18 protein-coding genes are annotated in these 22,997 nt (G+C 32.1%); 7 read left to right on the top strand and 11 right to left on the bottom strand.

Going from position 1 to position 22,997, the window contains the following annotated elements; all coding sequences use genetic code 11:
* Window positions 1-33 precede the first annotated feature (33 nt).
* Window positions 34-1,206: a proline dehydrogenase family protein gene (locus tag ACXAFS_RS06910; protein WP_475306074.1), complete on the bottom strand. Its 1,173-nt coding sequence runs from the start codon at window positions 1,204-1,206 to the stop codon at window positions 34-36.
* A 97-nt stretch (window positions 1,207-1,303) separates the two neighbouring features.
* Here ACXAFS_RS06910 and aroB point away from each other — a divergent pair, with 97 nt between their 5' ends.
* A complete protein-coding gene (aroB, locus tag ACXAFS_RS06915) occupies window positions 1,304-2,377 on the top strand; it encodes a 3-dehydroquinate synthase (protein ID WP_475306075.1) in 1,074 nt (357 codons plus the stop codon).
* A 65-nt stretch (window positions 2,378-2,442) separates the two neighbouring features.
* Here aroB and ACXAFS_RS06920 read toward each other — a convergent pair whose 3' ends face one another.
* Window positions 2,443-2,922 carry an Lrp/AsnC family transcriptional regulator gene (locus ACXAFS_RS06920; protein ID WP_138434066.1) on the bottom strand — a complete coding sequence of 160 codons (480 nt, stop codon included), beginning with the start codon at window positions 2,920-2,922 and terminating at the stop codon, window positions 2,443-2,445.
* A gap of 74 nt (window positions 2,923-2,996) precedes the next feature.
* Window positions 2,997-4,142: a M14 family metallopeptidase gene (locus ACXAFS_RS06925; protein WP_475306076.1), complete on the bottom strand. Its 1,146-nt coding sequence runs from the start codon at window positions 4,140-4,142 to the stop codon at window positions 2,997-2,999.
* Window positions 4,143-4,445: 303 nt separating this feature from the next.
* Between ACXAFS_RS06925 and ACXAFS_RS06930 the strand changes: the two genes are divergently transcribed.
* The 5 genes from ACXAFS_RS06930 (at window position 4,446) to ACXAFS_RS06950 (ending at window position 8,551) form a co-directional block, all read left to right on the top strand.
* Window positions 4,446-4,814: a helix-turn-helix domain-containing protein gene (locus tag ACXAFS_RS06930; protein WP_475306077.1), complete on the top strand. Its 369-nt coding sequence runs from the start codon at window positions 4,446-4,448 to the stop codon at window positions 4,812-4,814.
* A gap of 64 nt (window positions 4,815-4,878) precedes the next feature.
* Complete coding sequence (locus ACXAFS_RS06935) at window positions 4,879-5,268, top strand: hypothetical protein (protein ID WP_475306078.1); 390 nt, start codon at window positions 4,879-4,881, stop codon at window positions 5,266-5,268.
* A gap of 5 nt (window positions 5,269-5,273) precedes the next feature.
* The gene (locus ACXAFS_RS06940) at window positions 5,274-6,056 is read left to right on the top strand and encodes a TerC family protein (RefSeq protein WP_475306079.1); all 783 of its coding nucleotides are present in this window, start codon (window positions 5,274-5,276) and stop codon (window positions 6,054-6,056) included.
* Window positions 6,057-6,197: 141 nt separating this feature from the next.
* Window positions 6,198-7,607, top strand: a complete 1,410-nt coding sequence (locus ACXAFS_RS06945; RefSeq protein WP_475306080.1) for an MBOAT family O-acyltransferase — start codon at window positions 6,198-6,200, stop codon at window positions 7,605-7,607.
* 2 nt (window positions 7,608-7,609) lie between these two features.
* Entirely contained in the window at window positions 7,610-8,551 is a 942-nt protein-coding gene (locus tag ACXAFS_RS06950) for a hypothetical protein (RefSeq protein ID WP_475306081.1), read from the top strand.
* Window positions 8,552-8,553: 2 nt separating this feature from the next.
* Here ACXAFS_RS06950 and ACXAFS_RS06955 read toward each other — a convergent pair whose 3' ends face one another.
* From ACXAFS_RS06955 to ACXAFS_RS06985, 7 genes are all read right to left on the bottom strand, one after another.
* Window positions 8,554-11,241, bottom strand: coding sequence for a DNA gyrase/topoisomerase IV subunit A (locus ACXAFS_RS06955; protein ID WP_475306082.1), 2,688 nt, complete (start codon window positions 11,239-11,241; stop codon window positions 8,554-8,556).
* Window positions 11,242-11,715, bottom strand: a complete 474-nt coding sequence (locus ACXAFS_RS06960) for a hypothetical protein (protein ID WP_475306083.1) — start codon at window positions 11,713-11,715, stop codon at window positions 11,242-11,244.
* On the bottom strand, window positions 11,712-13,571 hold the full coding sequence (locus tag ACXAFS_RS06965; RefSeq protein ID WP_475306084.1) for a DNA topoisomerase IV subunit B: 1,860 nt from the start codon (window positions 13,569-13,571) through the stop codon (window positions 11,712-11,714). Before ACXAFS_RS06965 ends, ACXAFS_RS06960 begins: the two co-directional genes overlap by 4 nt.
* A gap of 123 nt (window positions 13,572-13,694) precedes the next feature.
* Window positions 13,695-14,156 carry an SRPBCC family protein gene (locus ACXAFS_RS06970; protein WP_475306085.1) on the bottom strand — a complete coding sequence of 154 codons (462 nt, stop codon included), beginning with the start codon at window positions 14,154-14,156 and terminating at the stop codon, window positions 13,695-13,697.
* A gap of 410 nt (window positions 14,157-14,566) precedes the next feature.
* Window positions 14,567-15,661: a redox-regulated ATPase YchF gene (gene ychF, locus ACXAFS_RS06975; RefSeq protein ID WP_475306086.1), complete on the bottom strand. Its 1,095-nt coding sequence runs from the start codon at window positions 15,659-15,661 to the stop codon at window positions 14,567-14,569.
* Between the two features lie 383 nt (window positions 15,662-16,044).
* A complete protein-coding gene (locus ACXAFS_RS06980; RefSeq protein WP_475306087.1) occupies window positions 16,045-18,075 on the bottom strand; it encodes a DUF3857 domain-containing protein in 2,031 nt (676 codons plus the stop codon).
* Window positions 18,041-19,918, bottom strand: coding sequence for a transglutaminase domain-containing protein (locus ACXAFS_RS06985; protein ID WP_475306088.1), 1,878 nt, complete (start codon window positions 19,916-19,918; stop codon window positions 18,041-18,043). Before ACXAFS_RS06985 ends, ACXAFS_RS06980 begins: the two co-directional genes overlap by 35 nt.
* A gap of 108 nt (window positions 19,919-20,026) precedes the next feature.
* Here ACXAFS_RS06985 and ACXAFS_RS06990 point away from each other — a divergent pair, with 108 nt between their 5' ends.
* The gene (locus ACXAFS_RS06990; protein ID WP_475306089.1) at window positions 20,027-20,797 is read left to right on the top strand and encodes a TIGR02757 family protein; all 771 of its coding nucleotides are present in this window, start codon (window positions 20,027-20,029) and stop codon (window positions 20,795-20,797) included.
* A 269-nt stretch (window positions 20,798-21,066) separates the two neighbouring features.
* On the opposite strand, the gene ACXAFS_RS06995 is transcribed toward ACXAFS_RS06990, so the two are convergent.
* A complete protein-coding gene (locus tag ACXAFS_RS06995) occupies window positions 21,067-22,956 on the bottom strand; it encodes a M61 family metallopeptidase (protein ID WP_475306090.1) in 1,890 nt (629 codons plus the stop codon).
* Window positions 22,957-22,997: the final 41 nt, after the last annotated feature.

Consider the following 22,997-nt stretch of genomic DNA (forward strand, 5'->3'; position numbering starts at 1 on the left):
ATTTAAACGTCTTATCTACAAAAGGTAAGACGTTTATAATTTTCGCCTCTTTCTCTCAGTTTTTAACAATGTTAACTCTCTATTGGTCTGCCCAGCAACAGAGGTATTCTCTTCTGCTCTTCTAATTAAGTACGGCATAACATCTTTTACAGGGCCAAAAGGAATATACTTCGCAACATTGTAGCCTTCAGAAGCTAGATTATAGCTAATATGATCGCTCATTCCATATAATTGACCAAACCACACATTATTATCTTCCTTAGCAATATTATACTTCTCCATTAGCTCCATTGCTAAATAACAACTTTCCTCATTATGCGTTCCAATGAAAACTGAAATTTCATTTAAATTTTCAAGGATATAAACAAGTGTACTGTTGAATGTATCATCAGTTGCTTTTTTGTTCTCACAAATTGGTGAGTTATACCCTTTCTCCTCTGCTCTATTTCTTTCCTTCTCCATGTAGGCACCACGCACTATTTTCATTCCAATATTAAAACCTTCACTCTTTCCTCGTTGATGTAATGTTTTAAGGTAATCTAACCTATCCCAACGATAACATTGAAGTGTATTATATACTATTGTTTTTCCTTTGTTATACTTGCGCATCATATCCTCAACCAAATCGTCTGCTGCATCTTGCATCCAACTTTCTTCAGCATCGATTAAGACTTCAACATCTTTTTGTTTAGCTAGCTTACAAACAGCATCAAAACGCTCTACAATTCTGCTCCATTCTTCCTTTTCGGATGCAGAAAATTCTTTCCCTTCAGTCTTCTTTTGATATAATAAAAATCGTCCAAATCCTGTTGGCTTAAAGACTACTATCGGCATAGCTTCTCGTTCTTCACAGAAATGAATAATCTTTAAAATCTTTTGAAGTGCGTTATCAAACTCCTCCTCTATTTCTTTACCTTCTACTGAATAATCTAAGACGGAACTAACACCCTTAGTATACAGTTTATCAATAACTGACAGACAGTCTTCCTCATTTACACCTCCACAAAAATGATCAAAAACGGTAGATCTAATCAAACCTTCAACAGGCAAATTGGCTTTTAGCGCAAAATTTGTTGCAGCTGTTCCTATACGAACCAGAGGTTGAGATGAAATCATTTTAAATAAAAAGTAAGCACGCTCTAACTCAGAGTCAGATTTTAGTGCAAATGCAGTTGCTGTGTTTTCAAACAGAGAACGATTAATCATAGATATTGAAAATAATATTACAAATATATTTAATCCTAAGCGTATTTTTTTCTAAAAAAAGGGAGTATTTTCACACCAAAATTGAGGATTTATCAAAATGAAATCAATAAAGACAAAAAATGCTATAGTTCATTTTAACGATAATGTGTATAGAGAACTAAATGCATACATAAAAACTACAAACCCTTCAAAAATATTTGTACTTGTAGATACAAATACACATGATGCTTGCCTACCAAAGTTTTTATCACAACTAGAGTCTGGTGATATTGTTTTTGAGGTTATGGAAATGCCAGAAGGCGAAGACCACAAAACTATAGATATTTGTACTGGTGTGTGGGAAGCTATGTCAGAATATTACGCAGACAGAAAAAGTCTTATGATAAATTTAGGAGGTGGAGTCGTCACGGATCTTGGTGGTTTTGTAGCTAGTACTTATATGCGTGGTATAGATTACATCAATGTACCTACATCTCTTTTGGCTATGGTTGATGCCTCTGTTGGTGGTAAAACTGGTGTTGATCTTGGCAATTTAAAAAATCAGATCGGTGTTATTAGTGAAGGGAGCATGGTATTAATTGATACATCTTTCCTAGAGACATTACCAAAAAACCACATGGTTTCTGGTTATGCAGAAATGTTAAAACACGGACTTATAAATGACGAATCTTATTGGCAAACTCTAATAAATTTTGAAAATTTAGATGGCTCTGCATTAGATAGTATGATTCATGATTCTGTTGTTATTAAAAACAAAATCGTTTCTGAAGACCCAACAGAACAAGGTCTTAGAAAAATTTTAAATTTTGGGCATACTTTAGGGCATGCAATTGAAAGCTATTTTTTAGGTAATGCTGACAAAACTCCTCTTCTACATGGAGAAGCTATTGCGATTGGGATGTTATTAGAAGCTTATATATCCACAAAGACTGTAGGTCTTTCTAGTAAAGAGTTTAAAGATATTGAAAATGGTATTCTAAAAACTTTTTCTAAAGTTGAAATAACAGAAAATGATCAAAAAATTATAATCAACTTGCTGAAATATGATAAAAAGAATAGTCATGGAAAAGTAAATTTTGTTTTACTAGAAGCTATTGGTAAGCCAAAAATAAACTGCGAAGTAGACAATGATATTATACAGGATGCTTTTAAGTATTACACATCTCTATAAAAAAAAACCCTTAGTAAAGAGCTAAGGGTTTTTCTTTTAACGAACTAAATATCTTTGACCATAATTTATAATTCGTTGAAGATTGTATGCATTAAACGCTTCTTATCATTAATACTTTCTTCTAAAGATATCATTGTTTCTGTTCTATAAACACCTTCAATGTCATCTATATTGAAAATAATATCTTTTGCATGCATGGTATTTTTTGCTCTAATTTTGCAAAAAATATTGAATTTTCCTGTAGTTATATGTGCAACTGTTACATAAGGAATACTCTCAATACGCTCTAATACAAACTTGGTTTGCGATGTATTTTGAAGAAAAACACCAACATAAGCAATAAATGAATACCCTAATTTTTTATAATCTAAAGTTAGCGAAGAACCTTTAATGATTCCTGCCTCTTCCATTTTCTTAACACGCACATGAACTGTACCTGCAGAAATCAATAATTTTTTTGCTATATCTGTAAAAGGAATACGAGTATTATCTATTAGCATATCCAATATTTGGTGGTCTACTTCGTCTAATTTAAACTTTGCCATAATTATATAATCTTTAAACTTTATGCAAAAATAAAGGATTTTTATTATCAATTACGCATCAAAAACGAGTTTTTTTAAGGTTTTAGTGAGATTTTTTCATTATTTATCAATACGAAATCGTTTTCGTTAGTAACTTTTATCACTGTATCATCCTGATTTTTTACAACTTGCCCTTTTGCATCAATCTCTTTATGACCATAAAAATCATCTAACTTCGAAATAACTTCAATTGTAGGAATAAAGTCAATAGTTTTTTCTACCAATTCTTCTTTATAAAGTATTCCTATATCAGTTAATTCATTAGTATTCTCCTCTAACTTCACATTTCTAATTATGATATCGTAAAACTGTTTAGCGTTTTCTGGGATTAAAAAATAATCTTTATGTGTATTTACATCTATGCCTCGCGAAATAGCATCTAATCCTTTTAAAATAGCCACAAACATCAAATATCTAACTTCTTCCCTTTTGTAGTCGTTAGGAAAATGACCAGCTTCAAACAAAACTGTTGGTATATCTAAACTTTGAAATGTATCACCAACACAGTTTAAATTAAAACCATCATCATATCTTGCTACACTATTTGGAACATTATTCTGCAGTAAAGAATTAATCTCAACAATCAATGCCATAGCTTCTTTTCTGTTTGGTGTCAGGCTACGCTCAGCATCTTGTGAAGGAGATAAAAATGACAAAATAGAAGAATTGTTTGTTGAACCAACATTATAAATGGTGCGCTGTCCGTGGAGATTAAAACAATAGTGTGGCTTAAAATCATCAAATACTTGTCTTAACACCTTACTCTCTGGCTGAGATAGATCTTGCGCATCCCTGTTGAGATCAACCTCATTAGCATTAAAACGTGTGTAGCGTTCTGCACCATCAGGATTGAGAATTGGAATAATCAATAACGTACATGACTCTAAAATCAAATTCGGAAAGTTATTATTAGTAAGAAACAGATTAAAACAATCAAAAAGTGCTTTCGTTGTTGTAGACTCATTTCCATGCATCTGAGACCACATTAAAACTCTCTTAGATCCTGTTCCAAATTTTAAACAATAAATAGGTCTATCTTCAACAGAACATCCAACAATCGAACTCATAGAATGTGGCATTCTTTTCAGACATTTTTCTATATGAGAATTGGTAATATATCTACCAAATAATTCCGGAGTTTTAAGTAAAGAATATAAACTTTTAAGTTGCTCTAATTCCATCAACGATTTTTATGTGTTACAAATGTAACTATTTGATTTTTTACAATTGTAAACAACAAAAACAATGGATTGTGTTACACATGTATACATTAATACATGTTATAAAATCTTATAGCACCAAAATAATTGAAAAAAATTCAATAGAAATACTTAATTGAAATTATTTTATTTGTTTTCAGTGTTTTATATATTATTTACGAAGTTTTACTTTAATTAAAGAACAAAGATTAACATAAGAATATTGACCAAAACAACACTATTGTTTACATTTGTGTCGTTACAAAAAAGAAATAACTGTTTACAATGATAAACTCATCAGATTTTGCGGCTCGATTACAAAAAGTCATAGATTTTTATGACGAAACCGCATCTGGTTTTGCAGAAAAAATTGGTGTCCAAAGATCTAGTATTTCTCATATTCTTTCTGGCAGAAACAAACCAAGTTTAGACTTTGTAATGAAGGTACTTCACTCCTATCCTGAAGTAGAATTGTATTGGCTATTAAATGGAAAAGGAAATTTTCCGACCACAGAGAATAAAATTTCAAACTTTCCAAATCCACAGTTAGATTTAAAAGTTGACAGCACTAGCGAACCTGAGGTAAAAAATTCTGAAATTGAAAAAATAGTTATCTTTTACAAAGACGGCACATTTAAAAGTTATGAGCCTTAAGCTTAACTTCAGAATTTGCTCAGATATAGTTTATCAATTAATTATCTTTGCGCAAACCTTAAGTATGAAAAATATTTTTTTGCTTTGTTTATTACTACCACTTACAAGCTGTTTTGAAGTAGAACGTAACTGTGATGATTTTAAAACAGGAGAATTTGAGTTCAGCTATACCATTGATGGTGTAAAAAAAACTGGGAGGTTTGTTAGAACAGATACACTAAATATAGACTATTACGAAGGAAAAATTGATTCCTCTTCTGTACGCTGGATAAATGATTGTGAATTTATTTTAAAGAAACTTAATCCAAAAACAAATTCTGAGCGAGACGCTATTCACATGAAAATACTCACAACAGATGGTACATCTTCTTACACCTTTGAATATAAACTTGCAGCAAAGAAGCCAAACAAACCCTTAAGAAGCGAAAAAGGAGTCGCATACAGAATTAATTAAACAACATGTTAGAATTTTTATTAACATCTGACGCTATTATGGCGCTCTTAACGCTAACCTTTCTGGAAATTATTCTAGGAATAGACAATATCGTGTTCATATCTATTGCGGCCAATAAACTACCAGAAAACCAACGAAGTAAAGCCACTAATATTGGTCTGATCTTAGCAATGGTGCAACGTATTGTATTATTGTTTTTTGTAACCTTTCTTATTGGCTTAAGTGAGCCTTTTTTAGAATATGAATCTGATTGGTTTAAAATAGCGCTTAGTTGGCAAGCTATTATACTATTTACAGGTGGACTCTTTTTAATTTACAAAAGCACATCTGAAATAAGGGAAAAAGTAGAAGATCCTGGTCATGATGAAAAAGGTGTGAAATCTAAAGTGATTAAATCGCTTTCTCAAGCTATAACACAAATCTTAATCATTGATTTTATTTTCTCAGTAGACTCTATCTTAACTGCAGTTGGTATGACCAATGGTTTACACCCAAATAGCAACTATACTTTAATATTAATGATTATAGCAGTTGTTATTTCAATAGTTGTAATGATAGGCTTTGCTAATCCTATTCGAAAGTTTATAGACAGAAATCCAAGTATGCAAATACTAGGTTTAGCCTTTTTAATTCTTATAGGCTTTATGCTTATTACCGAGGCAGCTCACCTATCCCACACTGAATTCTTTGGAAAAACAGTTGGCGCAATACCAAAAGGTTACTTATACTTCGCAATTGCTTTTTCATTGTTTGTAGAATTTTTAAACTTTAAGACTAAAAAAAAGTAGTACAAAAGTTATATAACGTTGTTTTCAATCCGCTTAACTAAAATATCAAACCTTTTTGGGTGTTGAAAAATGGGTTTTACTATATTTCAGAAAATTTTTGTAAGATTTTTTATGAACCCAAATCCATAAAGCCTTCATTCAATGCTTTTTAACTCGATTGAATATCTTATTTTTTTACCTATAGTCGTTGTTCTATACTGGTTACTAAAGTCCAATTATAAGAATCAAAATATACTCTTATTAATTGCTAGTTATGTTTTTTATGGTTGGTGGGATTATAGATTTTTATCATTAATTATTTTTAGTTCCTTTTTAGATTATTATGTTGGCCAAAAAATTGAAGCAGCCCAGATTAAAAAGAATAAGAAAAGGTGGTTACTGGTCAGCTTATGTTCTAACCTTGGATTATTAGGTGTTTTTAAATACTACAACTTCTTCGCAGATTCTTTTGCCAGTACAATGTCTTTTGTTGGATGGCAAGTCAATGATTTGACATTAAATATAATATTACCTGTTGGAATTAGTTTTTATACTTTCCAGACACTTAGTTACAGTATAGATATCTACAGAGAGAAAATAAAATCATGTAAAGACATTGTTGCCTTTTTTACTTTTGTAAGTCTATTTCCACAACTGGTTGCTGGACCAATTGAAAGAGCTTCGAATTTAATTCCTCAGATTGAGAGTAAACGCTCTTTAAATATCAATTTATTAAAAACTGGTATTTTTCAAATTTTCATAGGTCTATTTAGAAAAGTTGCTATTGCCGACAACTTAGGTGTATATGTTGATTCTGCTTATGCTAATTACGACATTCATAATGGCACAACTTTATTAGTGGCTACTGTCTTTTATGCATTCCAAATATATTTTGATTTTTCCGGATATTCAGATATTGCAATAGGTAGTGCTAAACTATTTGGATTTAATTTCAATAGGAATTTCAATTTCCCATATTTTTCAAGAACTCTCACTGAATTTTGGAGACGTTGGCATATGTCACTATCATTTTGGTTAAGGGATTATCTGTATATATCCTTAGGCGGAAACAGAAAAGGAATTGTAATTACATATCGAAATCTTATGCTTACAATGCTCCTTGGAGGTTTGTGGCACGGTAGTTCTTGGAATTTTGTTATTTGGGGAGGAATTCACGGCTTATTTCTAAGCATAGAAAAATATACTTTTTCTGCATTAAAAATAAAAACCTTTAATGCCTTTGGATACATCTACACTTTTATAGTGGTTTTAATAGCATGGGTCTTCTTTAGAGCTGTAGATTTTGATACTGCTTGGTCCATAATAAGCAAATGGTTTACATTAGACTTTGGAAGCCTTTTTATTGGTGACTCAAATGCTTTCGTTAATGCTTCTCTGTTAATGATATTAGGCCTTTTGATTGATTTAAGGATTTTTAGATCAAATACTCCTCTTGAAGAATATGGTAGTAAGTTTAACATTGTACGACTTTCGTTTATAGTATCGGTAATCATTATTATGCTATGCCTATTCTATTCTACTGCTGAGAACTTTATTTATTTTCAATTTTAGGTATGGACTCAAAAACAATAAATAAACTCTTAAAAATCATATTAATCACTTTAGTGATAAGTTACGCTATAGACAAACTGGTGTTCTTAGGACTCAATACAATGAGTGATAAAGTAATGACTGGACAAGCTATTGGAAAGTTAAATCAGTTTCTAACTATTAAAGATTCAACAGATTTTTTAGTTTTTGGAAATTCTCGAGCCAATCATCATTTCGATATGGATTTATTTAACACCAAAGGCTATAATATGGGAGTTGATGGCACAGGTATAGCCTACACTAGCACACTCGTAAGTACCCTTAAAAAAGATAAACCGCAACTAATATTAATACATATAGATACCAAGAATTTTTTTGATAAGTCCTATGATGGGTCTGATATTAGAGGTCTAAAAACTAAATTTAACAGAGACGAGAATATCACCAAAGCACTTAAAAAATCAAATCAAATATCACCAATACAAAACTTTTACTATAGCATGAATTATAATGGTAACGCTATAAGTATTTTAAAAAATTATTTTAAACCTAGTTACGATTACAGGTCATATAATGGTTATAATCCAATAATTATAAATGAGTCTCAAAAACCTATGCGAGATGCTTTACTGCTGAAGGATAATTCAATTGAGTGTGAAGAGGATATTGATATTAATCCAATAGCTCTGGAATATTTAAAGAGCATAAAAACTTATATAGAAAACTCAAAAAACAAAACTTTTATATTCGTTACCTCTCCAATTTATGATGATCCTTGTGGTAAGGATAATAATCTTTTTAAAGGCATAATGAAGGATTTAAACCTAAATTATAGCGATTATACTAACTTATTTAAAGAAATCGGAAATGATAATTCCTATTGGAAAGATAAAACACATCTCTCTGATATAGGAGCTAAACAATTTTCTAAATTTTTTCAGAAAGAATTAAAAACTCAGATGTAATACTAAAAAAGCGTCACCTGACCTTTATCATCCACGTCTAAATCGTCGTCATTATCATCCGCTTTAGTTGAAGAATCATCTTTAGGTTGTTCTGTTTTTTCTTCCGTTTTATCAATATCTAAATCCACAGAAACGGTTTCTTCATCTACAACTTCTAACTCATCAGCATGGACTTCTTCTGGCGCTTCAAAAGGTAAAGGATCTAATAAATTTATTTGATTTATCTTTTCTTTAGTCAATTGATTTCCAAGCGCATTAATACCTTTTACTGCAATAAACTCTTCAAGATTAACCTCCATGTTAGGTTTACGATCTTTACCACGCTCTTTGGTAAACTCAACCTCAGCCATTGGCCTCCAATCTGTAGATACAATTTCTAATTGCGACTCTGGATGACTGGAAATAAATGTTTCTTCTTTTCCTTCTTGCTCAATTAAAAAACGCTTCACGTAATAACGTTCTTTTTCACCATCATAGTAAATTGCTGAAATTGGTTTTTTCGGGATCCATTTTTCAAGCACAATCATATCGCTATCAAAATGTGTTGTTAATTCTGGGATAATAGTTTTTACATTTCCTGATTGGGTAATTATCAGCAAGCGATCTTCACCTCTAAATTCGCCTATCAATTCACCTCTTTCATCAACATTAAGACGCTGTACTGTATCATCAAACCAAATTTTACGTGGCTTTAATGTAGATACACCTTTTTCTTTTAGCTCTATTCGTTTTATAGAATACTTTGTAACCAGATTTCCTTTAGAAGAACGTCCTTTTATTAAAATATCAGCAAAATCGAGATCCCACTTCAATTTCTTAATACTACCAACTTGACGCAGTAATACGGTAACAACTTCGGCTTCACCATTAGGGTTTGCGGAGAAATACCAAACCATCGAACCTTTATTTCCATTGGTTAAATCATACTCTCTATCTCTGGTAATACTAGTTACCGCGAAACGCTTTACATAAGATGGTCCTTTCTTTCCATCTCTGTAAATCATATTGTAAATGGTACGCTTATCCTTTTTCTTGAATACAGCAACGTGGATTATATTTTTACCAACAAAAGTTTTGGAATCTACTTTAGTTACCATCATTTTACCTTCTTTGGTAAATACAATAATATCATCTATATCGCTACAATCGCAAACATATTCATCACGTCTTAGCGAGGTTCCAATAAAACCTTCTTCCCTATTGACGTAAAGCTTAGTGTTTCTAATAACAACCTTTGTAGCATCTACATCTTCAAAAGCGCGTAATTCGGTTTTACGCTCTTTCCCTTCACCGTAATCTTTCTTTAATCGCTCAAAATAAGCAATTGAATAATCTATAAGATTGGCTAAATGATGCTTTACTTCTGCAATTTGATCTTCTAAAGCATCTATTTTCTGTTGCGCTTTATCAATATCAAATTTAGAAATACGCTTTATTCTTATTTCCGTTAATCGAACTATATCTTCTTCGGTAACCCCACGCTTTAAATGTTTGATATGTGGCTGAAGCCCTTTATCTATAGCTTGAATAACTCCTTCCCAAGTTTCCTCTTCTTCAATATCGCGATAAATTCTATTTTCAATAAAAATGCGTTCTAAAGATGCGAAGTGCCACTGCTCTTCAAACTCACCAAGCTTTATTTCTAATTCTTGTTTTAAAAGCTGAACCGTATTATCTGTAGAACGACGTAACATTTCTGTTACACCTACAAAGAATGGCTTATTATTTTCAATAACACATCCTAATGGTGAAATTGATGTTTCGCAAGCTGTAAATGCATAAAGGGCATCAATCGTTTTATCTGGTGATAAACCTGATGGCAAATGAATTAAAATTTCAACTTCAGCAGCAGTATTATCCTCAATGCGTTTTATTTTGATTTTGCCTTTATCATTAGCTTTTAAGATAGAATCTATCAAGGATGATGTAGTTGTACCAAAAGGAATCTCTGTAATAGCAAGTGTATTTTTATCGACTTGCGAAATTTTAGCACGTACTCTAACCTTTCCGCCACGCATACCATCATTGTAGTTGCTGATATCTGCAATACCTGCTGTTGGAAAATCTGGATAAATTGTAAAGCGCTTACCTTTTAAATGCTTTACTGAAGCATCTATAAGCTCTATAAAATTATGTGGTAGAATTTTAGTTGATAAACCTACCGCAATACCTTCACCACCTTGCGCTAAAAGCAAAGGAAACATTACTGGCAAATTGATTGGCTCTTTGCGTCTACCGTCATAAGAGGCTTGCCACTCTGTAATTTTAGGATTATAAACAACGTCTAGCGCAAACTTTGATAATCTGGCTTCAATATAACGTGATGCTGCTGCTCTATCTCCTGTTAGGATATTTCCCCAGTTACCTTGGGTATCTATTAAAAGATCTTTTTGACCAATTTGAACCATGGCATCAGCAATACTTGCATCACCATGTGGATGGTATTGCATAGTATGACCAACTATGTTAGCCACTTTATTGTAACGACCATCATCTAAATCTTTCATAGAATGCATAATACGACGCTGCACTGGCTTAAAACCATCTTCTATAGCAGGTACTGCACGCTCTAAGATTACGTAAGAAGCGTAATCTAAGAACCAGTCTTTATACATTCCTGTTACTTTGGTAATCGTTTCTTGATTACCATTATCTTCATTTAATAATTCGTCATTTTGATCTTCTGCCATCTATCCTTCTTTTCGCTTTTTGTTTTCTTTTAGTGTTTTTCTTAGCGATTGCTTTACATACCTCATCTTACGTCTTTTAAGAAGCGTTACGTTAAAGCGCTCTTTTGCTTGTTTTCCGTCATAAGTCTTAAAAAGAACAACCAAAGACTTATAGAGGAAATAATCTTTTATTTTATACCCAATAAGTTGATGCCTAGCAAATTCAACTTTATTCTCTCGATAATTAATGTACTCTGTTAATATGAGACCTTTATTAAGGATTATAATTTTTGACCCATCACTGTCATACTCAAAATAACCTGCTATTGAATGAAACAATACTAAAACAACAAATAAACCCAGAAAAATAAAGAAGGTACTGTCCACAAAAAAATCAAGAGAATTAAAGACAGTTATCATTAATATACCAAAAACGATTAGTATAAAGTAGATGGAAACAACGGTGTTTTTTACAGTTCTATTGTCGGTTCTCATACGTTTTCTTCAACAATATCAAGTTCTACTTTAAGATTCTCAATAATGAATTCTTGACGCGATGGAGTATTTTTTCCCATATAGAAAGACAGAAGTTCCTCAATAGACATGTCCTTGTCTAACATCACAGGATCTAATCGCATATCTTCACCAATAAAGTGTTTAAACTCATCTGGCGAAATTTCACCCAATCCTTTAAATCTAGTAATCTCTGGTTTTGGCTTTAATTCTTCAATCGCATTTTTACGCTCTTCATCTGAATAACAATAAATCGTTTTCTTTTTATTTCTAACCCTAAATAACGGAGTTTGAAGTATATACAAATGCCCTTCCTTTATCACTTCAGGAAAAAACTGTAAGAAAAATGTAATTAACAACAATCTAATGTGCATACCATCAACATCGGCATCAGTTGCTATGACGATGTTGTTATATCTAAGGTCTTCTATTGATTCTTCTATATTTAAAGCCGCTTGCAAAAGATTGAATTCTTCATTCTCATACACAATCTTTTTGCTTAACCCATAAGAATTTAAAGGCTTACCTTTTAAGCTAAATACCGCTTGTGTATTAACATCTCTGGATTTTGTGATACTACCAGAAGCCGAATCTCCCTCAGTAATAAATAAGGTGGTATCTAAGTAACCATCCTTTTTGGTATCAGCAAAATGAATACGACAATCGCGAAGCTTTTTATTATGAAGACTCGCCTTTTTTGCACGCTCTTTGGCTAATTTTCTAATACCAGATAATTCCTTACGTTCGCGTTCTGCTTGAAGAATCTTTCGCTGAATCTTTTCAGCTGTATCAGGATTTTTATGAAGAAAATTATCTAAATATGTTTTTACAAAATCGTTGATGTAAGTTCTTACCGTTGGTAAATCACCTCCCATATCTGTAGAACCTAACTTGGTTTTGGTCTGACTCTCAAAAACAGGTTCCATTACCTTGATAGCGATTGCAGATACAATCGATTTTCTTACATCTGAAGCATCATAGCTTTTACCATAAAACTCACGGACAGTTTTAACAACAGCCTCTCTAAAAGCTGCTAAATGTGTTCCACCTTGCGTGGTATTCTGTCCATTAACAAATGAATGATATTCTTCACTATACTGTGTTTTGCTATGCGTTATAGCAACTTCAATATCATCGCCTCGCAAATGAATAATTGGGTAAAGTATATCACCATCATTAATATTTTCTGAAAGTAAATCCTTTAAACCATTTTCACTATAGTATTTTTCGCCATTAAAAACTATGGTTAACCCAGGATTGAGGTACACATAGTTCTTCAGCATCTTTACCACATATTCATTTCTGAATTTGTAGTTTTTAAAAATGCTTTCATCTGGCACAAAGGTTACCTTAGTCCCTTTTCGTCTCGAAGTATCGTCTAAAAATTCCTGATCTGTTAACTCACCTAAAGCAAACTCAGCAGAAGCCGATTTTCCGTCTCTGGTAGACTCTACTCTAAAATAGGTTGACAACGCATTAACTGCTTTTGTACCAACACCATTAAGACCTACGGACTTCTTAAAGGCTTTAGAATCGTACTTACCACCAGTATTCATCTTAGATACTACATCTACAACCTTTCCTAACGGAATACCACGACCATAATCTCGCACAATAACACGATCGCCTTGTATGGAAATCTCAATGGTTTTACCAGCTCCCATTACAAACTCATCGATAGAGTTATCGAGCACTTCTTTAACAAGAATGTAAATACCATCGTCTGGAGAGGATCCATCACCTAATTTTCCGATGTACATACCAGGACGCATCCTGATGTGTTCCTTCCAATCGAGTGAGCGAATATTGTCTTCAGTATAGTTAGTTTGTTCTGCCATAGACATTAGGACGAAATTAATGATAGAACGCTAATATAAGACTATAGCTTAAAAAATGAAACACGCTTTTCGTAAAGTAATTAACAATAAAGTACCGTTATTGTTGAGAACCTTAACCATTTTTTAATGTTTTGATAATTCCTCAGCTTTTTGCTTTAAAATTTCATTTCTGGCAATCATAATGCCTCTAATATGTCTTTTCAAAATTAGGCTATCTACAATTTTTCCCAGAATTCCGTATTTAGAAGAAAAATGAAGTTTATCTATCATTACGGTCTTACCGTTACGCGTTTCAAAAATATGGTCGTGTTTGTAAGATTTAAAGCTACCATCAGTCATTTCATCTGTAAATACATAAGGTTTTTTTAACTCGGAAACTTTTAAGGTGAGGTGCTGCATAAAACCAAGATGATTGGTTTCCCATGTGATAGAGTCACCTTCTTCTACAAGACCAGAAATTTTTCCCATAACTGGGATTTCATTTTTGTGCTTCAGAGACTGTTTGTAGAAGTTAACATCTCTTGCTAAATCAAAGCAAATCTCAATGTCTGATTCTATTTCAGTTTCTTCAATTATTTGGGGCATAATTTTTATTTTGTAGTAAGACACCTACATTTATGAAAGGTCACTTATTTTTTCAATTAATGTGGAAGTTTTTTATGTGTTTATTAATGAAACTATTAAGTCGTATTCTCTATAAAAATTGTAGACAAAACAACCTAGGCAAAACAATGTTGTAGGAATAAAAAATAATCTAATCCTTATATCAAGGACAATTAATAAGAATGAATGAAAAAATAAATTGTTCAAGAAAAAAGTTACACTTAAATCAAACATCTCATGTCTACCAAAAATCTCTTGAATTATTTCATGAAACAAAAACATTGGCAACATTGAACCCATGGCTATAATTGCACCTCCAATTACTGGAACATCATTTAGATTGTTTAATCCAGGATACTTGTTAGATTTTATTGAAGCAATGAGCATGTCATCTAGACGTTAAACAAGAAATGCATCACATCTCCATCTTTAACAATATAGTTTTTTCCTTCTACACGCATTTTACCTGCTTCTTTTACTTTGGCTTCACTTCCGTAGTTAACATAGTCATCGTAACCAATAACTTCTGCTCTAATAAAGCCTTTTTCAAAATCGGTATGAATTACTCCAGCAGCTTGTGGCGCAGTAGCACCAACAGTAACCGTCCACGCTCTTACTTCTTTTACACCAGCTGTAAAGTAAGTTTGCTGATTTAAAAGCTTATAAGCCGCTCTGATTAATTTTGCTGAACCTGGCTCGTCTAATCCTATATCTTCTAAGAACATTTGTCGTTCTTCGTAGTCTTCTAACTCATTAATATCGGCTTCTGTACCAACAGCCAATACCAATACTTCTGCGTGCTCATCTTTAACCGCTTCTCTCACCTGCTCTACATAAGCATTACCAGTGTTTGCAGATCCTTCATCTACATTACACACATACATTACAGGCTTGTCAGTAATAAACTGTAATGGCTTTACGTAGTCTGCATAATCTTCATCTGAAAACTCTATAGCTCTCACAGACACACCAGATTCTAAACCGTTTTTTATATTTAAAAGCACTGCTTCTTCTGCTTGCGCTTCTTTATTACCAGTTTTAGCAGCACGCTTTACTTTATCTAACTTCTTTTCAGTAGTTTCTAAATCTTTAAGCTGAAGCTCCATATCAATGGTTTCCTTGTCTCTTATAGGATCTACAGAACCATCAACATGAACAATATTATCGTTATCAAAACAACGTAATACGTGCAAAATAGCATCGGTTTCTCTAATGTTGGCTAAGAACTGGTTTCCTAAACCTTCACCTTTACTGGCACCTTTTACCAAACCTGCAATATCTACAATCTCTACAGTTGCAGGCATTACACGCTCTGGATTAACCAAAGATTCAAGTTTTGATAATCTTGGGTCTGGTACGTTAACCACACCAATGTTTGGTTCTATAGTACAAAACGGAAAGTTTGCACTTTGCGCTTTAGCGTTAGATAAACAGTTAAATAAGGTTGATTTTCCTACGTTTGGTAATCCTACTATTCCAGCTTTCATAATATTTCCTGCGAAGGCAGGAATCTTTTTTTAATTAAACTTCTTCTCTCTTTTTAAGAGATTGCAAATGTAATTAAATAGTAGAATAGTTTTTATTAAAGTTTTTTGAAAAGTTTGAGGGTGGTTTTTGGTTACGCTTATCGTTAAGATATAGTTCCGTTTTAATGAACTATATTGATTGATAAGCGAAGTTCGCATTTTTAAACCAACAAGTCAATACGTAACGTTACGTATTTTTTACAAAGCCTTATTTTTGCAGTCTAAATCTTAGCTTTTTGAAACTTAAAACATCAGAACTTAAAACCTTTTTAGACGAGAAAGTCCACCTGTACAATAACCCAAAATTTATTGAGAGCGACCCAATAGCATTCTTACTCTTTTCTTTATTCTTTTCGTTTGAGTTTAACTAACAATCTTCTTTTTTTTGAATCACGGTAATGGTCATTTAGTGTTTTTATATCCTTTAAATCTATATTAGGTATATAATTTTCTAATATCTTATAATTAGATATGATTTTTAACTGATTTCCATTAATAGATTTTACATCAAAAAAATATTCGCTGTATTTATTATTATACTTAATGTTACTATCATCCATACCCAATACTTCTATTTTGCAAGGAAATTCGATATTCAACATAAATAAATCTGAATAACTGTAATCTAAGTAATAGCTTAATGTACCTTTTTCTGAAGATTCTTCTATCTGATTATGTTTTATTAACTTATCTATGGATACACTGACTAAGCTATCATTAACAAAATTAACTACATTATTTAGTGTGCCTTTGGCATCAAAGACAAAACTAAATGGTTTTTCATCATTTTGTATTCTATTTAATACCGAGTCTATTTGAATTGTATTATCGTCACCCTCATATTCCCAGAGCGTATCATAATACTCTTCTACTTCTTCATTATTATTTAGCATTTCGAAAAAGGATCTTAAATCTGTTGATGTACCACCAGACACCTTGAACCTATATTTTAAATCTGTTCTTTTAGCCTCTAAATCTACCTTACTAAAAACAGTTTGTCTGATATAATTATAGTCAGAATTCATGCTAGGCAAGTTGATTACTTCTACGGTTATTGAATCTGCTTCAGCCAACTTTAAGTCTCTATTAATAAACTTGTCTTTCTTTTTTACTTCACCATTATTAATAGGCTTAACCAATACCGCACGCGTATCGTATAATGATGTAGGTATTTCATCAATTAAATACTTATAATTCTCTTCGTGAGGATAAAGAAATTTTAAGTGTCCTTTTTCATTCTCGATAGCAAAAAATATATGAGCAAACTCACCCTTTCTAATTAAATTTACATCTATTGGACCTAATCGCTTTTCGCGCGCAAAAACAGCCCAATATTTAATATCCAAATCTTCTAAAATCTGTCTGTAAAACCTCCTGATACTTAAAGGGTCAAATCTTTCCTCCTTTAAAAAATAACCGCTAGACTTTATAAGCTCGTGCCCATCTTTTATAGGTTCAATATTTATGGTTCTTAGTACTTCTTTGTGAAGTAAATTAAACTTGTAATACTTGGAGCTATCCTTCGCTTCTCCTATTACTCTTTTTTTCCATCTTTTGTAATATGATGAATTTTCATAATCTAGAGCCATAGGCTGAGTAAGAAAATTGAATTCTTCATTATAGACATCTTTCCATGTTCTTAACTCACTTTCCTTTTTCTCTAAAGTATAATAAAAATATGGCTTTTCACATGGTAAACAGTTATAATCATTACTCACTAAACTTTTTATTGAGTCTCTAGAGAATTGTAAGTAAACCAATGTATCGTTAGCAATTACTCTTGGTGTTGGAAATTCATTGTAAGTCTTATATCTTACTTGTAGATCTTGTCCAGTTTTAATTGTATACTGTGAATTAATACTTGGTAATACTGAGTTAAGGTCAACATAATCCATTAATTCATACCCTTTTAAATTCTCATAGTAAACATAGTCTGTTTCAATTGTATCACCTGGTTCTACACTTGGTATTGGGTAACTGATAGAACCAAACTTTTTATTGTCAGATTTTTGACTAAAAACCAGACTAGAGTCTAATTCTACAATTGTGCCATCAGCTTTTAAGGTTCTGATCTTGATGCTTTCCAAATGATTGCTCACATACTCATCTAACTTTAAAAAAGCGTAATCCTCTACACCTTGTATTGTGTTAACAACCAACTTATTATTTATAGCCACATATCTTTTGTGCCTAGTCCAATTTTTTACATAAGTTACATCTACATAGGAATGTAAATAATAGGCATCTGATTTTTCACATACTTTTAAAAAAGGGTCTTCCTTTATTAAAGGAAAAGAAGCTATGCTAAATAGTAAAGTGCTAAAACAAAAAACTAACAAACTAGTTTTTGCTCTTTTTGAAAACAAATGGCTCATTAATAATACTATTATATTCTGTTATAATTTTATTAGTCAAATCAACATTTTTACTATCAATAAAAACGTAATCAAAGACAAAGTTATATTTGAGTTCAATTTCCTTAGAGGAAATTAAGGTAATTTCAAATTTTAAGGATACACCTTCTTCCTCAAACTTATGATTTATTGTTTTAAAGTCTTCAATTTGTTCGTCTAAAGTGATTTTAAGAAGTACCCTCTTAGAAAAATTATTTCCTAAAAAGGTTCCACTCATTAAGGTTTCTCTATTTTCCGTTTCGAAAAGTCTAGGTAAAAAATCAAAGAACAAATATTTATTATTGTCATCACTAAAAGTCTTTCCTTTTATTGAAATATCCCCATTAAAATTTAATTTCTTGTATTCATTTATAGTTGAAATGTTAGAAATATCTTGATCTCCAAAAATTTCTTCATAATAAGTTTTTAAAATTTCAGTGTTATCCTTTTTTTTATTGGTATTTATTATACGCTTGAGATAATTACCAGATATTCCTTCATAGTTAATTTTAAAACTTCCTTCAATGATATCCTTATCACTATTTAAATCTAAATCAAAACGATATAAAATTTCATTACTTTCTGGTACAAATGGACTTACTTCGTAAAACTCACCACCCGAAGGGTCAATAATTAATATTGTTCGACCTTGTATACTCTGAATAGGTGTTCCCTCCACATGCACAGAATCCGTAGGGTCTAAGAGTATTTCCTTTCCATCGATTTTAGCCACACAAATAACATGATTAGCTGAGCCCAATGACGGAAAATCACAATCACTTACATGGTCAAAAGTAGCTGCTAGAGCTAAATTGCATTTAATCCCCTTATATTTTAAAGCTTCTGATAAAAAATTAGATAAATCTTTACAATCTCCTTGTTTATTCATAAAAACCTCATTAACATGAGATGGAATAAAAGCTCCCATACCTACCTCAATTGCAACATATTTAAAATTGCTCCTAACATAATTATATAGGATATTAACAATTTTTGTTTCGTCTTGAATACCAATAGTTAGTTGGTCTATTTTATTTATCGCAGAAACATTTAATCCTGTTTGATGAGATAAGTTTTTTAAATACCAATCGTTAAGATATTTCTTGGGCTGATTTTTATAAGAGTTTGGGTAAACCAATGTTCTCATTAACGGCACATTGATATTTTTATAAATTCCGAAAAACTGTAACGGATCTGGAATAACCTTTTTTGGCGAAACTTTTATTTTCCAAATTGATTTATCGTCATATTTTGTAGAATCTATTTTATAAAACGACAAAGAGTCTTCATCTATATTATTGTGACTTAATATATAGTCATTAGGTACTTCGATATGATACAAAAGTGTATCGATTTTATTATATGAAAAAAAAGGCAAACTTGTAAAGTACATTAACTCTTTACAAGAAATAGTATAATTTAAACTAATATCCTTATCAGCTGGTATTAATACAGATTTGATTTTTTTGCTTGTTATATAGTCTAATTTAACATCTTCTTCAATAATCTTATTTATTTTTATTTTTTTTAACCGCTTTCCTTTAATTTCAAAAAGCTCAAAATCATATACCTTTTCAAGTTCGGTATCATAAAAAACAGGATAAACACGTATATTTTCGTTCTTCTTAAATGTTATTGAAACTTCTGTTTTAAAAGATGAGTCTTTCTCTATTATTATTCTTTCGGATCTTTCAGCTAAATGTAGGTCTTGGGAAAATCCTGAAGCACCAAGAAAGAATGAAATTATTACAAATAAAAAGTAGGTATTTCGCATAAAAGAAAAATCAATTGTATAGATTTTACTATTTATCGCAATATAAGTCATTAAAAAATAATTATAATAAGCATCCTTGTTTATACCAACATTATCTTTAGACTAAATAGAATAACATCTGTAAATTTGTATTTGAAGCATCATATATCAGAAAAAAAGTTGAAACTCAAATCATCAGAACTTAAAACCTTTTTAGACGAGAAAGTCCACCTGTACAATAACCCAAAATTTATTGAGAGCGACCCAATACAAGTGCCACATCAATTTTCTAAAAAAGAGGATATTGAGATTGCTGGGTTTTTAACCGCTACCATTGCTTGGGGAAATCGCAAAAGCATTATTAACAATGCAACTAAAATGATTGTACTGTTAGACCATGCACCTTATGAGTTTGTAACCCAACACCAAGACTCAGATTTAGAGGCTTTGCAGTCGTTTGTACACAGAACGTTTAATGGAGATGATTTTATACAGTTTATAAAAAGTCTGCAACATATTTATAAAGCGCATGATGGCTTAGAAACTGTGTTTGCAAAATATGCTGAGCCCAACTCTTTACAACAAAGTATCCACGAGTTTAAAAAACTGTTTTTTGAGATTCCGCATTTAGAGCGTACCAAAAAGCATGTGAGCGATCCTCTTAAAAAGTCTGCTGCCAAGCGTATTAATATGTATTTGCGCTGGATGGTACGTAATGACAATGCAGGTGTAGACTTTGGCATTTGGGACAGCTTCTCTCCTGCGCAACTCAGTTGTCCGTTGGATGTGCATTCTGGTAATGTTGCACGACAATTAGGCTTGCTAAAACGCAAACAGAATGACGCTAAAGCCTTAGCGGAATTAGATGCAAACTTACGCAAGTTAGACCCTTACGATCCTGTGAAGTATGATTTTGCATTGTTTGGTTTGGGTGTTTTTGAGGGGTTTTAAATTCCTGCGAAAGCAGGAATCTCTGAGTGATAATTAATTCAACTAGATTCTGAATTACTGAAACTAGTTCAGCACAGGCAAGTTCAGAATGACAAATCAATATAAAAAATAACAAACAATTTACTGTCATGCTGAACTTGATTCAGCATCTAAAACTCACAAATAGTAGATTCTGAAACGAGTTCAGAATGACAAGACTATACCAAAAAAGGCTTCCGAACTGGAAACCTTTTATGGTATTTTGAGATTCCTGCTTTCGCAGGAATTGATTACCCTTTTAACCAAGCTTGTCTTAAAGCTTTTTGTGCTTCAGTAGCATTTTCATCTTCTACTAAAGATTCACTTTTAGCAGTAGCCTTACCTAAAGTTCCTTTTAAAGCTATAGCCTCTCCATTACGCTCTAAATCTAAGCTGTACTCCATACCTTCTTGCCAGCTGTACATGCCAGTAATAACTTGTTGTGCATTTTGTAAGGTTAAATCTTTACCGTTTACTTTCTTAATGATATCACCTGCTTGCACACCTTGAGAAGCCCAAAATGAATTTTTTAATGCCATTGGCGAAAAGAAAATACCTTTGTTAGGATCACCATCAAAAATGATGTTTTGTCCACCTGCAAAGATATAGTTTGTAGGTACTTCTGTTTCACCCTTTGTTAAACCAACCATTTCAAAAAACTCGTTATAGTTAATTGGCACATCACCTTCTACATGTGTTTTTAAGAACTCACCAACGCTAGGATATGTCATTTCAGTAATTTCTGCAATTATTTTATCATCATCAAAAGGTTTTTCTTTACCGTATTTAGCAGATAATTCTTTCATTAAAGACAACATGCTTCTGTTTCCATCACTTTCTTTTCGCATTAAAATATCGATGCACATCCCGATTAAAGCACCTTTCATATATACATTATAGTAATTATGTGCATAGGGCTCTTCTAGCACATTTTCACTCATTACAGTGAAACTCATGGCATCATCTAAATTTTTAGATGTTGCTATTTTAGTCATTATAGTATTGTAAAAATCTGTTGGCTCAATTAAACCTTCATAAACCTGAAAGTGTTGTGCAAAATACTCCGTTACACCTTCGTACATCCATAAATGCTTAGAGAATGTTGGCTTGTTATAATCGAAATAATGCACATCTTCTGAGTGTACCGATAATGGAGTTACAATATGAAAGAACTCATGCGCTACAACATCTATGATCGAAGCCGCTAAACCTTCTTTACTAGAAGATTCTGGTAATACAACCACTGTAGACGTGTGGTGCTCTAAAGCTCCCATACCTTTTGGTGCTGTATCAGAACCATCTGATAAGTATAAATAGATGTCGTAACGTTCTGTACTGTTAATATCACCTAAATACTTCTTTTGCGCCTGCATCATTTTATAAACCGTTTCTTTTTGGCTCGCTGCAGTATGAACTTTGTTTGGAGAATATACACTTAGTACAATTTTAATGTCACCAACCATAAACTCTTCAACATCTAGCTTACCATACATCATTGGGTTGTCGGTAATTTCAAAATAACGTTGTGCAAAATAACTGCTGGTTATAGACTTTCCGTCTGCGCTAGATTTCATTCCTCTGTCTTCTAAAGCCGAAGTTCTTACAAAGGTTGCTGGTGCAGTAACATCTAAAGCATATTGGTTGTTTTTTAAAGAATCGAAATAACCAATAAATCCATGAAGATTTAATACATAATTGTCTTCTTCAATATTTGTTCCAGCTGGTGAGAATGGGTTTTCACCACCTATACCACCAGTAGATTCAATATCAAAAGTATCATTAACGTAGTAGGTTAATTTATCTAAATTGGTAGCATCTGCAATCGTCCAAGTGTTGGTATCTACTTTAGTTACTTCAAGCTCATTACCTTTATAATCTAAAGCTTTCATACCTTCTACGTACTTACCGAAATCACTAACAGAATATGTTCCTTGTACTACTCTAGGCAATCGGTACGTTACCGTTTCTGTGGTAAAACGACCAGGATTAATAGTTACTGGCACTTTATCATCTACCACTGCTGTTAAATCTAAAGCAGTTTCGATAGGATTATTAACTGCTAAATCATCTGCTTTTGGCTTGGCTGAACCACAACCTACCAAAATTACACTTAAGCCCAAAACGGCTAAATAGTTCTTCATGAATAATTATTTATTTTTTTTTACGAGACGCACAAATCTAC

The organism is Winogradskyella sp. ABM4_392, assembly GCF_056160445.1.

What these genes read in the sequence shown, in the direction of transcription:
- ACXAFS_RS06910 (WP_475306074.1), bottom strand. Translation starts at nt 1,206, where the DNA reads ATGATTAATCGTTCTCTGTTTGAAAACACAGCAACTGCATTTGCACTA.
- aroB (WP_475306075.1), top strand. Translation starts at nt 1,304, where the DNA reads ATGAAATCAATAAAGACAAAAAATGCTATAGTTCATTTTAACGATAAT.
- ACXAFS_RS06920 (WP_138434066.1), bottom strand. Translation starts at nt 2,922, where the DNA reads ATGGCAAAGTTTAAATTAGACGAAGTAGACCACCAAATATTGGATATG.
- ACXAFS_RS06925 (WP_475306076.1), bottom strand. Translation starts at nt 4,142, where the DNA reads ATGGAATTAGAGCAACTTAAAAGTTTATATTCTTTACTTAAAACTCCG.
- ACXAFS_RS06930 (WP_475306077.1), top strand. Translation starts at nt 4,446, where the DNA reads ATGATAAACTCATCAGATTTTGCGGCTCGATTACAAAAAGTCATAGAT.
- ACXAFS_RS06935 (WP_475306078.1), top strand. Translation starts at nt 4,879, where the DNA reads ATGAAAAATATTTTTTTGCTTTGTTTATTACTACCACTTACAAGCTGT.
- ACXAFS_RS06940 (WP_475306079.1), top strand. Translation starts at nt 5,274, where the DNA reads ATGTTAGAATTTTTATTAACATCTGACGCTATTATGGCGCTCTTAACG.
- ACXAFS_RS06945 (WP_475306080.1), top strand. Translation starts at nt 6,198, where the DNA reads ATGCTTTTTAACTCGATTGAATATCTTATTTTTTTACCTATAGTCGTT.
- ACXAFS_RS06950 (WP_475306081.1), top strand. Translation starts at nt 7,610, where the DNA reads ATGGACTCAAAAACAATAAATAAACTCTTAAAAATCATATTAATCACT.
- ACXAFS_RS06955 (WP_475306082.1), bottom strand. Translation starts at nt 11,241, where the DNA reads ATGGCAGAAGATCAAAATGACGAATTATTAAATGAAGATAATGGTAAT.
- ACXAFS_RS06960 (WP_475306083.1), bottom strand. Translation starts at nt 11,715, where the DNA reads ATGAGAACCGACAATAGAACTGTAAAAAACACCGTTGTTTCCATCTAC.
- ACXAFS_RS06965 (WP_475306084.1), bottom strand. Translation starts at nt 13,571, where the DNA reads ATGGCAGAACAAACTAACTATACTGAAGACAATATTCGCTCACTCGAT.
- ACXAFS_RS06970 (WP_475306085.1), bottom strand. Translation starts at nt 14,156, where the DNA reads ATGCCCCAAATAATTGAAGAAACTGAAATAGAATCAGACATTGAGATT.
- ychF (WP_475306086.1), bottom strand. Translation starts at nt 15,661, where the DNA reads ATGAAAGCTGGAATAGTAGGATTACCAAACGTAGGAAAATCAACCTTA.
- ACXAFS_RS06980 (WP_475306087.1), bottom strand. Translation starts at nt 18,075, where the DNA reads ATGAGCCATTTGTTTTCAAAAAGAGCAAAAACTAGTTTGTTAGTTTTT.
- ACXAFS_RS06985 (WP_475306088.1), bottom strand. Translation starts at nt 19,918, where the DNA reads ATGACTTATATTGCGATAAATAGTAAAATCTATACAATTGATTTTTCT.
- ACXAFS_RS06995 (WP_475306090.1), bottom strand. Translation starts at nt 22,956, where the DNA reads ATGAAGAACTATTTAGCCGTTTTGGGCTTAAGTGTAATTTTGGTAGGT.